Source organism: Paenibacillus sp. NPDC055715 (genome assembly GCF_053617595.1).
The window spans coordinates 1-15,400 of the sequence record NZ_JBSHGA010000026.1 but is presented as its reverse complement, the minus strand read 5'-3'; the positions used below and the strand labels follow the sequence as shown (position 1 = coordinate 15,400).

Annotated in this window: 7 protein-coding genes, 1 rRNA gene and 1 pseudogene; 7 read left to right on the top strand and 2 right to left on the bottom strand. The window is 50.3% G+C overall.

Translation table 11 applies throughout. The annotated features are described in order from the left end of the window. Positions 1 to 94 (top strand): 5S ribosomal RNA (gene rrf, locus ACWGOO_RS22130); the annotation flags it as partial. 1,844 nt (positions 95 to 1,938) lie between these two features. Further along, positions 1,939 to 2,280, top strand: coding sequence for a helix-turn-helix transcriptional regulator (locus ACWGOO_RS22125; RefSeq protein ID WP_452486898.1), 342 nt, complete (start codon positions 1,939 to 1,941; stop codon positions 2,278 to 2,280). 438 nt (positions 2,281 to 2,718) lie between these two features. Here ACWGOO_RS22125 and ACWGOO_RS22120 read toward each other — a convergent pair whose 3' ends face one another. Beyond that, the gene (locus ACWGOO_RS22120) at positions 2,719 to 3,060 is read right to left on the bottom strand and encodes a hypothetical protein (protein WP_452486896.1); all 342 of its coding nucleotides are present in this window, start codon (positions 3,058 to 3,060) and stop codon (positions 2,719 to 2,721) included. Positions 3,061 to 3,635: 575 nt separating this feature from the next. Between ACWGOO_RS22120 and ACWGOO_RS22115 the strand changes: the two genes are divergently transcribed. After that, entirely contained in the window at positions 3,636 to 3,815 is a 180-nt protein-coding gene (locus ACWGOO_RS22115; protein WP_452486894.1) for a TnsA endonuclease N-terminal domain-containing protein, read from the top strand. 71 nt (positions 3,816 to 3,886) lie between these two features. After that, entirely contained in the window at positions 3,887 to 4,081 is a 195-nt protein-coding gene (locus ACWGOO_RS22110) for a group II intron maturase-specific domain-containing protein (RefSeq protein ID WP_452486892.1), read from the top strand. A gap of 146 nt (positions 4,082 to 4,227) precedes the next feature. Here the strand turns inward: ACWGOO_RS22110 and ACWGOO_RS22105 are convergent, their stop codons facing one another. Next, positions 4,228 to 4,398 (bottom strand): hypothetical protein, encoded by a 171-nt coding sequence (locus ACWGOO_RS22105; protein WP_452486890.1) that lies wholly within the window; start codon positions 4,396 to 4,398, stop codon positions 4,228 to 4,230. A 476-nt stretch (positions 4,399 to 4,874) separates the two neighbouring features. Between ACWGOO_RS22105 and ACWGOO_RS22100 the strand changes: the two are divergent. From ACWGOO_RS22100 to ACWGOO_RS22090, 3 genes and pseudogenes are all read left to right on the top strand, one after another. Further along, positions 4,875 to 6,117, top strand: a pseudogene (locus ACWGOO_RS22100) (diaminobutyrate--2-oxoglutarate transaminase). 378 nt (positions 6,118 to 6,495) lie between these two features. Continuing rightward, positions 6,496 to 6,816: a hypothetical protein gene (locus tag ACWGOO_RS22095; protein ID WP_452486888.1), complete on the top strand. Its 321-nt coding sequence runs from the start codon at positions 6,496 to 6,498 to the stop codon at positions 6,814 to 6,816. Between the two features lie 19 nt (positions 6,817 to 6,835). Continuing rightward, a partial coding sequence (locus tag ACWGOO_RS22090; protein ID WP_452486886.1) for an amino acid adenylation domain-containing protein occupies positions 6,836 to 15,400 on the top strand: 8,565 nt, incomplete at its 3' end.

Sequence of the window (15,400 nt, the reverse complement as noted above, 5' to 3'; positions counted from 1 at the left end):
TCCACACGTACCCATCCCGAACACGACCGTTAAGCCCTCCAGCGCCGATGGTACTTGGACCGCAGGGTCCTGGGAGAGTAGGACGTTGCCAAGCATGATAAGAGAGCACAACCTTAATGGGCTGTGCTCTCTTTTATCTTTTTCGGAATTAGATATTTAAAAATAGGATATGGAAACTGGATCGGTTACACTTAGTTGGACAGAAAAAATAAGGGCTAGTAGAATGAAAACATATGGATTAAGCGGGCGGTAGATAACGAAGCCAAGCAAATTCGATTATTCTTACCCCTGCTGAGATTGAATCGAATCGGATTATCATCCAATAGTGTGACGAGATGCGAGAATCTAATCGAATTCATTCGGAAATTACCGTTAATATCTAGGCTGTCTTGTTATTGATATATTATTCCGATGTGACATATTCAAGATTCAAGAATCTCCCTATGCTTCTGTGTGTGATTCCTGCCTGTAGGGTGTCTACCCATATAAGGGGAAACGTCTCGAAAGGAGAAATCATTTATATCATCCTGTAAAAGACTGCATTCAAAAGTTGAGCTAACACATCGGGCGTTGTCGTTCTGCGTGATATTTCTTGGGAAAGGTTTCGTAGTTGCTTGTATGGCTACACCGATTCCATCCCCCGCTTCGGCTACGATGAACAGGAAGCATATATCTTATAACGGAAGTGGAGAGCAGCAAGAACCTACCGTCGCGGCGGTAGGGAGGGCGAATCCATGAAGCGTCTCTTTTAGATACGTCATAGTCCTTATACGGCGGGAGAATGTGCTTGGACATGGTTCTGATGATATGGACGAGCTTGTCGCGGTCTCGTCAAGCATATCAAAAACCCAATATCACGGGAGCAATTCGAACTAATCTTTGTTTATTACCTTGCTAAATTGAAGCACAACGATGTTGTTCATCGTAATCAAGTCTTAGCCAAAGTAACTCGGTTCCGCAGCTATCCGATGATCATATGGACTACTATCGTAAATATTTGCCGTTGGTTGCGTCTTAAATTTGTGCTAATGAAGTTTAAAAAAAGTTAAATGTAATAACCGACTATAATGCAAATCCGAGGTACCAAGTTTACGGTAGAAAATGTAATCGTGTGCTGAACTCGATTTTTTTCTCAGACACCAACTATAATGCAACTTAGAAAATAGCCTAAAAGTTCAAAAACACTTGATTTTACTGGTTCTTTCAGGTAGCAGCTATAATGTAACTGAACAGTACGTATGTGAGGAGTATTGCAAATGAGTCTTCCAGTAAAAGGATATTCCCGTGTTGGATATAAAATAAAAGTATTTCCCGATGAATAGATCATAAAGCAATTGCGTCTTATAAAGCAGTTTTGGATTAGCACTTTATCAAAAACCAGTCGGCAATCTTCTACAACGAATTTATGAAGAAGATGTAATAAGACAAATATACGATATTCAAAATAAATCAAAAAACTTGTTTTGTATGCAGCTACGACACTCTTTTTCTTTATCCAGATATAAATTATTCCTCCCCTCATAAAATTAATAAAGGGGAGCATTGCTTTAAATCGGGTAAGGCAATTTGCACTAATTGTGGTTTTAAGCTTTATAATGTTGTAAGCGAACCAGCGGATTATGGAATAAACGAAGAGGAAGGCCTCATTTAGGAATATACCCACTTGATAGAAATATTCTAATATTCAATTCGGTTTCAAACTTTCTTTTCATGGTAATTTCTGGTGGTTCCACACTTTCTTTTTTTCGCGTTTATTAAATGCCGCGGAAAGCACATAAAAATTAACAAAAATGGTTCCCGACTTTTTTAACACCCAACAATGGATGTCTGGTGATAAAAAAGTGTGGAACCAATAAAAAAAAGTCTGGAGCTAGTCATTTTACAAACATCAAGAAAGATCCCGATGATATATCGGGATCTTTTTAGCTTAGGAGGGCAATGATATCTACAATAGGCCAACGAATTCGAACTATTAGAAAAACAAACAACTTAAATCAAATAAAGTTTGCAAATATAATTGGAATTTCTCAAGGAACGTTGAGTGAGCTGGAGCGAGATAAATACAGACCCTCTCTTGATATAATTATAGCAATTAAAGAAAACTTCAATTCCCATATAGAGTGGTTATTCTTTGGAGATACGCTTGTATCAAAGAACACTATTTTTAATTTAGCCATTGAAGCTCAGGAATTAGAACATATTTCTTTGTTTCGAAAACTTATTAAAGAAGATAGAGATGAAATTATTGATTTTATAAAACTGAAGAATGTTCGGTACTAATCTTTCACGGGAGTTCCCTAATAATATGTCTTGAAATACTCATTTTAATTTTGGTACATAAAAGCCATGAATTATCCGTATACCGATTATTCCTGGCATTTATCCATAAAAAAATAACAATGACTATAATATGAATAGAGAAAGGAGTGTAGTAATTCATGTCACTAAATTCACTTAGCATATTTGATATTGCTTTTGTAACACCCCAGGGTATCTGTTTTCAGCAAGTTTTTTATACTTGCTCAAGAGCCATACGTTAGAAATGGTTTGAAAGAGCTTTGAAAGAAGGCGGTTGGAACCTCAGCATTAGATATACCCCAACTGATCTAAAATTCAATTTACATAAGAAATGAATTTGAAGATTATGAAGAATGTAGATTGGTGGTAAAAGAATCATTACAAGGTCTTAACATAGAGACCTATTTACAGAGTGTGCAACTAATGAAACTTGCAAAAGAAATATTGAAAGACTATCCCTAAAAGTAAAACTTCAGCTATCACATATTTAATTAAATTGTAAAAGAAGGTGTGAGGCGCTACTTCTTTAAGCGAATTAATAGGTACTAAAATTTTCTGTTTACTATATCTTTTCTTTAAAGGAGAGAAAAAATACTCCATTAAAAAGGTAATATTTTTACCGATTAGATTCAAATCTTCTTGTTCTAATACCTGCCCATTTAATTCAATTCGAAAACCAGAATTTGGAAATAATAAAAGATCAAAGGATTTTTTGATTTTCTCGTTATTAAGGTCCGAATGAATTGTATCAATTGAGTCCACACAGCAGGGGAACGTCATTTGATTAGCAATAGAAAGTAAATAATTGATTGTAACATCAAAAACCTCTGCTAAAGATATTAAATGATTAATTTCAGGTCGTGCTACATTTCACTCTCAATTAAAAAGAACCTGTTTGATTACCCCGATTTTATTAGCAAGTTCCTCTTGTGTTCCATTTATGGAGTAGCCTATGAATAGGCTACGAAGTGAAATATAGCCAAAAAAATATTGCTTTGCTATTGTATAAAGCTGTGAGTTGTTATATTCTACATTTGTATTTTGAAGTAAAACTAAAATATATCTTGGGAGTAGAAAAAGATAACTGAACATTACTCTAATTTAGCAGTTCTAAAAAGAAGGTGAATAATGATCAAAATTCGATCAAGTAACTCTATAGCATCAATTCAACGGAAAATCAAAGAAGGAAGAGGTCAAGGCCACTTTTCGGAATATAAACCTTGGTGACTGTACATGATGTACCTTCAATAGGGATAGTTACTCGAATTCTTGGTTGAAAAAGTGGTCGACTTCACCATTATCTGTCTAAACACTTTGAATTGGCACATCATTACCAAATGGAGTGGTCAGAGCAAGTGATTGATATTCGCGAACAATTTCCTTTATTACCCCTAGATAAAACCCTCTATATTGCTCAAAAGTTAGGTATTAAACATCCAACTGACCCCAAGAATAAGCTTCCCATCATTATGACTACAGATATGTTACTTACAGTAAAGAAAGAAGAAAGTATATAATTTATTGCACTTTCTATTATACGACCCAACAATGGCTGTGCCGTAAGGCAGAGGAGCAAATTAGGGAAGTCGTGAAGGAACGACTAGTCCCTGCGAATATGCGTCACAAATCATTCCAAGAACATTTGGAATACTTAAACCCGAAAATACAGGGTTGGCGTAACTACTACGTTACGACCTACAGCCAAAGGAAGATGGCTAAACGTGACTGGTACATCCTTCAGCGACTCACAAAATGGTATGCCAAGAAGCGTCAACGCGCTTGATGGAGGAGCTCATTACGCGAAGTGAAATCATTGTCCGTTCAACTCGGACTCAGAACGCTATTGTAATCTGCATGCACATGAATGACGAACATCGGAAAGCGTATGAGGGGAAACCTCACGTACGGTTTGATGAGGAGGGGCAGAATTTATCTGCCCTTTACTTTAGCAGAGGCGTAGTGAAGACGACGGGATACAAAACTATGCCGGCTGCCATCCGGGCGGATGCTACGGCCAGCTTCCAACTGGGCAGTCATCAGGTGTTCTGACCGAGTATCCAACGGATTTTCCAGCAGAATATCCAGCTGACATCCAGTCACGTTTCCAGCCAGGCTTCCATAAATTCGTCAGGTAATCATGTTAAGTTATCGCAAAGCGCAGGAATTCGGAGCACCGACAGAGAATGTATACAGGGAAGATCTCCCAAATTGGCCGAAACCCCGCCTGAATGCCAACACGCGTCGAATTCCTCGATTGATGGCGAACCATTCCCAGCACTTCTTCTCCATTCGCTCTTTTTAGGTAAAATATTAACACCTTATGTTGAACAGACTGAATTTAACTAAAATTTTACTATACATTCTTCGGAATTTTGATATAATTCTACCTAAACCACCTTTCCAATTATGATAGAAAATAGAATTGGATGGTTTTTATACCTATCCAAGCTGTGCGAGAGAGAGAGCAGTCCACTGGCTACCCAGTAAGCCGGCATGTGGGGACCGACAATTGTGGAAAATGACAGCCGAAAATATGTTGCTCCATGACGTCAGAAGGTTCAGAAAGGTTTAAGCGCGTGAGCATTTTTGAAAAGCTGGAATCCAAGATAAGATCTTACTGCAGAAGCCTCCCGTTGATATTAGACCGGGCCAAGGGGGACCAGTTATATTCTGAGGACGGAAGAACATATAATGATTTTTTTGCAGGTGTCGGGGCACTGAATTACGGTCATAACAACGATTATATCAAGGCCCGGGTTCTCGATTACTTGACCTCCGACCGGGTTATGCACGGTCTGGCTATGTATACAATGGCCAAGCGCGAATTCATCCAGAGCTTCTCGGAGCGGATCCTGGAGCCGAAGAAGCTGAATTACAAGCTTGAATTCTGCGGTCCGACGGGGACGAACGCGGTGGAAGCGACCTTTAAGCTCGCACACAAGGCGAAGAAGAGAACCGGGATATTCGCATTCATGGGCGGCTTCCACGGCATGTCGCTCGGCAGCCTGTCGGCGACAAGCTCCAAGTCCATGAGGGAAGGGGCGGGGCTTTCGCAGAAATGGATACGCTCGGCTATATCGAGAATTTCCTGAATGACTCGCACTCCGGAATCGACAAGCCGGCCGCCATCCTGCTTGAAACGGTACAAGCCGAAAGCGGAATTCACGTCGTCGACGCGCAGTGGCTGCGCGGGCTGCAGCAGCTTTGCCGCAGGCACGATATCCTGCTCATTACCGACAAGATTCAAGTCGGTTGCGGCCGGACAGGCGAATTCTTCTCCTTCGAACGTGCGGGGATCGAGCCGGATTTCATTACCCTGTCGAAGTCAAATCAGCGGGTACGGCTTGCCAATGTCCCTCCTGCTGCTGAAGCCCGAACTGGATCTCTGGACGCCAGGCGAGCACAACGGCACCTTCCGCGGCAACCAGCTCGCTTTTGTGGCCGCCAAGGCCGCTCTCGAGTTCCGGGACAGAGTCGCCCTGGAAGCCCAGGTGAAGCAGAAGGAAGAGTTTGTGCGCTCGTTCCTTGACAAAGAAATCAAGCCTCTGCATCCGTCCATCGCCCTCCGCGGACTCGGCCTGATCGGGGGCATTGACGTCTCGGGCTTCACGGATGAAGCCGGGGCGAAGCGGATGACGGAGATCAGCTTCGAGAACGGGCTCATCATTGAAAGAGCCGGCAGAGGAGACCGCGTGCTGAAGATCATGCCTCCGCTGACCGTCTCAATCGAGCATCTGGCCGCCGGCTGCGACATTATCAAGTCCAGTATGCAGCCAGGTGATCTCTCAGGAGACCTTGGATTTGCTGGTAACGACCTAAGCTCTGCCAAGCCGGTGGCCGCCCGGGCAAGAGGCACGGAAGAGTCTTCCGGGGGGCCGTGCGGCCCTGATGTTAAGATAACGTTTTCACTGCCAATCCAAGGGGTGTCCCGTTCATGCCATACGGAGCATTCTTTGAGCCTCATGCAGCACCATCGTCACATCTAATCGTCAGGAAAAGCTCACTACCCCGCAGCCGGATCTTTACTTATCCACACCAGGCGGGGGAATACACAAATCGTACATAGAGTGTATCAATATCCCTTAAACATAGGCTTCGACAAAGGCAGCTCCGGTGCCGAATCCGGAGGTACGGCCGACTTCCTGCTGGCCGACCGGAACCCTACAGCAAGCCTTACATCGATGGGAGGAACATCCTTTGTCAACCCTAGATCCAATTCCGAACCTAATGTTAAATCAAAGCCCGTCTTCGGGCGGCTCGTCCGCATCAAGCATATTGAAGCAGAGGAGCCGAAAGCAGCCGCATCTTTTGCGTAGAACGATGCTCTTTGTTGTCTTTCACGCATGGGAGCAGAGCGGGACAGCTGCTAGGCAGAGGATTGCCGCATGCGATCAACCGGGCAAGCGAAGCGGTGACCTGGCGAAAGCCATTGACATTGTTGTCACATGTTTGAAAAGGCGGGGAGCGAGACTGGAGCGTTGCTGCGGCATATGCTCCGCCCGATTGCTTTACCGATGAAGAGAGGGGAACGATCCAGATGGCTTTTGAAAAAGAAACGTTGTTTTGGAACGAAAAATTTGGTAGTGACGATTATACCTTGACGCGGCTGCCTTACAGCAAAGCTCCAAGCTCCCTGGCGCCCATTATGACAACCGTCGGTGGGACGCTTTCGGAGGAAGTGGCGCAGCGCGTCCTTCAAATGAGCAAGGGCAATCCGGTGGCCACTTTTATGATTTTGCTCGCAGGTGTTCAGTCGCTCTTGCATAAATATACAGGCGCTTCTGACATTCTGGTCGGCATGCCGGTTGTACGGAAACCGACGGAGACGCGTCGATCTGTTAATCATACGGTCATTTTGAAAAACTCGCTTTTGGCGGGTGCGACTTTTAAAGCGCTTCTGAGCGAGCTGAGGACTTCCTTGCCGGAAGCGATTCAGCATCAACATATTCCGTTCTTGAAAACGACGGAGAAGCTGGACCTGCAATATGCAGGCGGGATACCCGTCGTCCATACGCTAGTATCCCTTAAGGAGCTGCATCTGGACGAAATCGGGCAAAACGTAGTCACGGATTGTTCCTTTGAATTCAGCTTAACCGGCGGGACGATACAGCTAGCGCTGTCATATAACGAGCACTTATATGACTCCGAGTTCATGACTCGGGTCGTCGACCATCTGAATCGCCTGCTGGCCGTGGGGCTTCACGAGTTGGAGCTGGACATCGTGCGGGCGGACATGCTGTCGGAGGAAGAGAAATTTCAATTGCTGCAAAGCTTTAACGATACTGAGAAGGACTATCCCCATGATCGGACGATTCATCAGCTCGTGGAGGAGCAGGCGAAGCGGGTGCCCGAAGCGACGGCGGTTGTCTTTGAGGGGCGGCGCCTTTCGTACGCGGAGCTGAACGAACGAGCGAACCGGCTGGCGCGGACGCTGCGATCGGTCGGCGTGCTGCCCAATCAGTTGGTAGGATTGATGGCTAGGAGATCGCTGGAGACGGTCGTTGGCATTCTGGCGGTTCTGAAAGCTGGCGGTGCCTATGTACCGATCGACCCGGAATACCCAGAAGAACGCATCCGCTACATTCTGGAGAACTCGAACGCGCAGCTGCTGCTGACTCAAAGGGAGCTGCAGCAGCAGGTGCCGTTCGAAGGGACCGTGGTGGCGCTGGATGACGAGCAGGCCTACAGCGACGATGGCTCGAACCTGGAGTCGGCCAGCGGTCCGAACGATCTGGCTTATGTCATCTATACGTCGGGTACGACGGGCAAACCCAAAGGGGTCATGCTGGAGCATCGCGGGTTGGTCAGCCTGAAACTGACGTTTGCCCATACGCTTCACACGACCGAACAGGATCGAGTGCTGCAATTCGCCAGCCTATCGTTCGATGCGTCGTGCTGGGAAATGTTCAACGCTCTGTATTTCGGGGCGGCCTTATATATACCGTCAACCGAGACGATTTTGGATGATCAGCTGTTCGAACGTTTCATGAACGAGCATGCAATTACGATCGCCACTTTGCCACCAACTTATGCGGCTTATTTGAATTCAGACCGCCTGCCGAGCCTGAGAAGGCTTATCACGGCGGGCTCCGCCGTTTCAGCCGAATTCGTGCAGCAGTGGAAAGACAAGGTACAGTACTATAATGCTTACGGTCCGACGGAAGCCTCGATCGCCACATCCGTGTGGGCGGCGTCTACGTATGACACCGAACGCAGAGCGATACCGATCGGACGTCCGATCTGGAATCATCGCTTGTATATACTGGGCGCACAGAATCAGCTGGCGCCTATCGGAGTGGAGGGAGAATTGTGCATCGCGGGCGTCGGCCTCGCCCGGGGATATTGGAACCAGCCAGATCTGACGGCGGAGAAATTCATCGAACACCCGTTTGAGCCCGGAGAAAGACTGTACCGGACGGGCGACTTGGCCCGCTGGCTGCAGGACGGAAATATTGAGTACTTGGGCCGGATTGACCATCAGGTGAAAATCCGTGGTTTCCGGATCGAGATCGGCGAGATTGAAGAGCAGCTTCTGAAGATCGACTCCGTGCAGGAGACAATCGTAATCGCGCGGGAAGGCAAAAGCGGGCAAGAACTGTGCGCTTACCTGGTCGCGGGCGAACCGCTTACGCTCGGCGAGCTGAGAAGCACGCTGGCGCAAAAATTGCCGAATTACATGATTCCGGCGCATTTTGTTCAGCTTCCGCAGATGCCGCTCACGCCGAACGATAAAATCGATCGCAAGGCATTGCCCGCCCCGGAAGGAAACGCGCTGACCGGCGGCGAGTACATAGCTCCCCGCAATGAAGCCGAGCGTACGCTTGTCGATGTGTGGCAGGCGGTATTGAACGCCGATCGCGTTGGGGTAACGGATCATTTCTTCGAGCTGGGCGGAGACTCGATCAAGTCCATTCAAGTATCTTCGCGGCTTCATCAAGCCGGGTACAAGCTGGAAATCCGGGATTTATTCAAATATCCGACTATTTCACAGCTCAGCCTGCATGTGAAACCGATCGGACGTACCATCGATCAAGGCGAAATAACGGGTGAAACGGCGCTGACGCCGATTCAGCATTGGTTTTTCGAGAGCTCCTTTGCGGACCCGCATCATTTCAACCAGTCGGTGATGCTGTACCGGAAGGAACGCTTCGACGAAGAGACGGTACGTCAGGTGCTGCAAAAGCTGGCCGAGCATCATGACGCCTTGCGGATGGTGTTCCGCAAGACGGAACAAGGGTTTAGCCTGCGGAACCGCGCGATTCAGGAAGGCGTGCTGTTCACGTTGGACGTGTTCGACTTTAAGGATGCGGAGAATACCGCGCAGGCTGTGGAAGCGAAGGCAACGGACATTCAAGCGGGCATCGATCTGGAGAACGGGCCCCTCGTGAAGGCGGGACTGTTCCGGTGCGCGGACGGCGATCATTTGCTGCTCGCGGTTCATCATGCCGTGGTGGACGGCGTGTCTTGGCGCATTTTGATGGAGGATTTCGCTCTGGGTTACGAGCAGGCTGGCAAAAGCGAGGAAATCCGTTTCCCGGCGAAAACGGATGCGTACCGCAATTGGTCCGAGCAGTTGGCCGCTTACGCGCAAAGCCCGGAGATGGCGAAGGAACGGGCCTATTGGCAGGCCGTGGAACAAATTGCGATTCCGGCCGTGCCGAAGGATCTGGAGGCGGACGTTACGACGCAGCAGGACAGCGAATCGCTGTTCGTCCGTTTGACTCCCGAAGAAACGGAGCTGCTGCTGAAGCGGGTTCATCGGGCCTACAACACCGAAATGAACGATATTTTGGTAACGGCGCTCGGCATAGCTGTTCGCAAGTGGACGGGACACGAACGGGTGCGGATCAATCTCGAAGGACACGGACGCGAATCGATCGGAACGGATATCGACATCACGCGCACAGTCGGCTGGTTTACGACCAAGTTTCCGGTCGTCCTGGAGCCGGAAACTGACCGGGATTTGGCCTATCAGATTAAACAGGTCAAGGAAAGCTTGCGCCGCATTCCGAACAAAGGACTTGGGTACGGCGTATGTCGCTATCTCTCCAAATCGGAGGATGGCTTTGTTTGGGGCGCAGAGCCGGAAATTAATTTTAACTACCTCGGCCAGTTCGACGATGATGTCAACCAAGACGAGATCGGCATATCTTCTTATTCCAGTGGCAGCCCAGCCAGCGACCGGCAGGCCCGCAGCTTTGTGCTGGATATCAACGGCATGGTGCTGGACGGCGCTTTATCGCTCGATCTCAGCTACAGCCGGAAGCAGTATCGCAAGGAAACGATGGAAGCCTTCGCTCAGCGGCTGGAGCAAAGTCTCCGAGAACTCATTACCCACTGCGCAGGCAAAGAAAACACCGAATTGACGCCGAGCGACGTGCAATTTAAAGGCTTGACTATCGCGGAATTGGAGCAAATCGCCCAGCGCTCGGGCCATGTCGGGGAAATCGAAAATATTTACTCGCTTACGCCGATGCAGAAGGGCATGTGGTTCCACAGCGCGCTTGACCGGCAGACGGCCGCTTACTTCGAGCAGACGCGGTTTACGATGCGGGGAGCGCTCGACGTCCAGCTTTTCGAGAGGAGCTGGATGGAGCTTGCGAAACGTCATCTGGTGCTGCGAGCGAATTTTGTGAAAGGACCGACGGGCGAGCCGCTGCAAATCATATACCGCGACAAGCCGGTCGGCTTTGAATATGAAGAGCTGCTTCATTTGCAGGTGGACGAGAAACAAGCGTATTTGGATAAAAAGGCCGAGGATGACAAGCTTCGCGGCTTCGACATGGAACATGACGCGCTGGTTCGGGTTACGATCCTGCGCACCGAAAAGCAAAGCTATCACGTGCTGTGGAGTTTCCAGCATATTTTGATGGACGGCTGGTGCCTGCCGCAGCTGACGCAGGAACTGTTTGAGACGTACTCGGCCTTGGCATCCGGCAAGCAGCCAGCGGGAAATAAGGGATCGGATTATGGCGCCTATATCGAATGGTTGGAGAAACAGGACGATCAGGCGGCATCCGGCTATTGGACGGCGTTCCTGGCAGGTTACGAAGGGCAAACCGTACTCCCGGGGCAAAAGGAAGCGCAGCCGAACGGCAGATTTACGGCTGATCACGTCACCGCCGAGTTGGATAAGGACTTGAGCGAGCGGATGGACCGGGTGGCGAAAGAGCGTCTGGTTACGGTCAATACGCTGCTGCAAGCCGCTTGGGGCGTGATGCTGCAAAAATATAACGGAACAAACGATGCCGTATTCGGCAGCGTCGTGGCCGGAAGACCGGCGGAAATCCCGGGCATTGAGTCCATGATCGGGCTGTTCATCAATACGGTGCCGGTCCGCGTCACGAGCGAAGGGGACACTGTATTCGCCGACCTGATGGCGAAGCTGCAAGAGCGGGCGCTGGAGTCCGGGCGTTATGATTACTATCCGCTGTATGAAATTCAAGCCGGCAGCGTGCAAAAGCAAAACCTGATCAACCATATCATCGCTTTCGAGAACTATCCGGTGGACGAGCAGATGGAGCAGGCGGGCGACCAGCAGCATGGCGACCTGACGATCACTGACGTTCAGATGGAGGAGCAGACGAACTATAACTTCAACGTGACCGTGGTGCCGGGAGCCGAGATCGAAATTCGGTTCGACTTTAACGCCGAAGTGTTCGATAAAGACAGCATCGAACGGCTCAAGGGGCATCTTGTCCATCTGCTGGAGCAGGTGACGGATAACCCGGAAATTACCGTGGGTGAGCTGGAACTTGTGATGGAGGCGGAAAAGGCCGACCTTCTCGGACGTTTTAACGACACCACCACGGAATTTCCGCGAGGGAAGACGCTCATTCAATTGTTCGAAGAGCAGGCGGAGCGCATCCCGGATGCAGTCGCCATCTCCTTGAATGAGCAAGAGCTGACCTACCGCGAGCTGAACGAACGCGTCAACCGCCTTGCCCGTACCTTGCGTAGCCACGGGATATCCAAAGGCCGTCTGGTCGCCATTATGGCTGAGCGTTCCATCGAAATGGTGGTGGGTATGCTGGCGGCACACAAAGCCGGAGCGGCTTACGTACCGATTGACCCGGAATATCCCGAGGAGCGTATCCGTTTCTTGATCGAGGATTCGGGAGCGCAGGTCATGCTGACGCAAAGCCGCTTGCGCGAGCGCCTGGCGGGTTCGGACTCCGTGATCTTACTGGATGACGAGTCCTTCTATCCCGAGGACGGCACAAATCTAAATCCGGGCACCGAAGCGACGGATCTGGCCTGCGTCATTTATACGTCAGGCACGACGGGCAAGCCGAAAGGCAACCTTGTTTCGCACCGCAACATCGTGCGGATCGTGCGAAATACGAATTATATCGACATCACCGAACGGGATCATGTCCTTCAGCTTTCGAGCTATTCGTTCGACGGAGCGATTTTCGATATTTTCGGCGCTTTGACCAACGGGGCGCGGCTGGTGCTGGTTCCCCGCGAGACTTTGCTGGAAATCGTCCGGCTGGCGGATCTCATCCAGCGCGAACGCATCTCGGTTATGCTGATTACGACGGCTTTCTTCAACGTCCTTGTAGATGTGAACGTCGACTGCCTGCGGGATGTCCGGGCGATTTTGTTCGGAGGAGAGCGAGTGTCGGTCGGACATGTGCGTAAAGCGCTCGCCCATATCGGACCGGGCAGGCTCAACCATGTGTACGGCCCGTCGGAAAGCACGGTTTATACCACGTACCTTCCGGTCGACTTCGTCGATGAGTCGGCGGTTACCGTACCCATCGGACGGCCGATCAGTAATACGACGGTGTATATCGTCGACAGCCGGAATAAGCTTCTGCCGATCGGCGTGGCTGGGGAGCTTTGCGTCGGCGGAGAAGGCTTGGTACGGGGCTACAATAACCGGCCGGAGCTGACGGCGGAGAAATTTGTGGACAATCCGTTTGTGCTGGGAGAACGCATGTACCGGACGGGGGATTTGGCAAAATGGCTGCCGGACGGCACGATCGAATTCGTGGGACGGACGGACGACCAAGTGAAAATCCGCGGCTTCCGCATTGAGCTGGGCGAGATCGAAGCTCAGCTTCAGAAAGTGGAGGGAATTCGGAAAGCGACGGTATTCGCGAGGGAAGACGCCTCCGGCGAGAAGCAGCTTTGCGCCTATTATGAAGCGGACCGCGAGCTTCCGGCAGCTGAGCTGAAGAGCGTGCTTTCCCAGGAACTGCCGGCCTATATGATTCCGGCGTACCTGATCCAGTTGGAGCAGCTCCCGCTGACGGCGAACGGCAAGGTCGACCGCCGATCACTCCCGGCGCCGGAGGAGAGCTTGCAGCCGGGCGAAGAACGTACTCCGCCTCGGACTCCGCTGGAAGCCAGCTTGGCGGGAATTTGGAAAAGCGTGCTCGGACTGGAGCACATCGGGGTTCATGACAACTTCTTCGACCTGGGCGGCCATTCCCTGCGGGCGACGACACTGGTGAGCAAGGTGCATCAGGAGCTGAACGTCGAGTTGCCTCTGCGCGACGTATTCCGCTACTCGACGATCGAAGAGATGGCTCTCGCCATCTCCCGGATCGGAGAGCAGTCGTTCTCGTCGATTCCGCTGGCAGGCGCAAGAGCATATTATCCGCTTTCCTCAGCTCAGAAGCGGCTGTTTATCCTGAATCAGCTGGAAGGGGCCGATCAGAGCTACAACATGCCGGGCGTGCTGCTGCTGGAAGGGGCGATTGACCGAAGCCTGCTGGAGCAAGCTTTCCGCGGACTGATCGCACGGCACGAAACGCTGCGAACCGGCTTTGAGATCGTACAAGGCGAAGCAGTACAGCGTATTTACGAGAACGTCGACTTTGCCGTCGAGTACCGTCATACGAGCGAGGAAGAAGCGTCTGAGGTCGTACAGGCCTTCATCCGGCCTTTCGACTTGGCGAAGCCTCCGCTGCTGCGGACGGAGCTCGTAGAGCTGGCAGCCGAACGTTATTTGCTGATGTTCGACATGCACCATATCGTCTCCGATGGGGTTTCGATGGACGTGTTAGTCGAGGAACTCGTTCGTCTGTACGGCGGCGAGTCATTAGAGCCTTTACGCATTCAATACAAGGACTATGCGGTATGGCAGCAGTCGGCCGAGCAGAAAGTGCAGTTGAAACGCGAGGAAGATTACTGGCTGGACCGTTACCGGGGCGAGCTGCCGGTTCTGGAAATGCCGACGGACTATCCGCGTCCTGCCGTGCAGAGCTTTGAGGGACAAACGCTGACTTCCTTCGTGGATGAGGCAACGAACGAAGGCTTAAAGCAGTTGGCCGCTCAAAGAGGAACGACGCTGTATATGGTGCTACTTGCGGCATATACCGTGCTTTTGCATAAATACACAGCTCAGGAAGATTTGATCGTCGGAACGTCGATTGCGGGCAGAACGCACGGAGACACGCAGCCTTTGATCGGAATGTTCGTCAATACGCTGGCGATCCGCAATTATCCGGCTTCGGAGAAGACCTTCCTGTCGTATCTGGAAGAAGTGAAAGAAACGACCTTAGGAGCTTACGAGTATCAGAATTATCCGTTCGAAGAGCTCGTCGATAAAGTGCAAGTCAGCCGGGATTTGAGCCGCAACCCGCTGTTTGACACGATGTTCTCCCTGCAAAACTTGGAGGATAAAGAGTTTGAGCTGGAAGGGCTGAAATTGTCCCCGTACCCTAGCGAATACGGCACGGCCAAGTTCGACCTGAGTGTGGATGTTACGGAAGAAAACGGCGGCCTGGAGTGCAGCTTTGAATTCGCAACGGCTCTTTATAAAGAAAGCACAATCCGGAGGCTGTCGACTCATTTCGGACATTTGCTTGCGGCGATCGTAAGCCGTCCGGATGCGAAGATTGCCGAGCTGAACTTGCTGACGGCAGAGGAAAAAGAACAAATTCTCGGCGCGTTCAACCCGGCGCAGCCGGAAGCGGCTCCTGCGTTGGCGTTCCACCGGCTGTTCGAGGAACAGGCGAAGCGCACGCCGGAAGCGGCGTCCGTCGTGTACGAGGACGACCGGCTGACGTATGCGGAGCTGAACGAGCGGGCGAACCGCTTGGCGGCTACGTTGCGCGCAAGCGGCATCGGCCGGGAGTCGATCGTCGGC

What these genes read in the sequence shown, in the direction of transcription:
- ACWGOO_RS22115 (WP_452486894.1), top strand. Translation starts at nt 3,636, where the DNA reads ATGGAGTGGTCAGAGCAAGTGATTGATATTCGCGAACAATTTCCTTTA.
- ACWGOO_RS22125 (WP_452486898.1), top strand. Translation starts at nt 1,939, where the DNA reads ATGATATCTACAATAGGCCAACGAATTCGAACTATTAGAAAAACAAAC.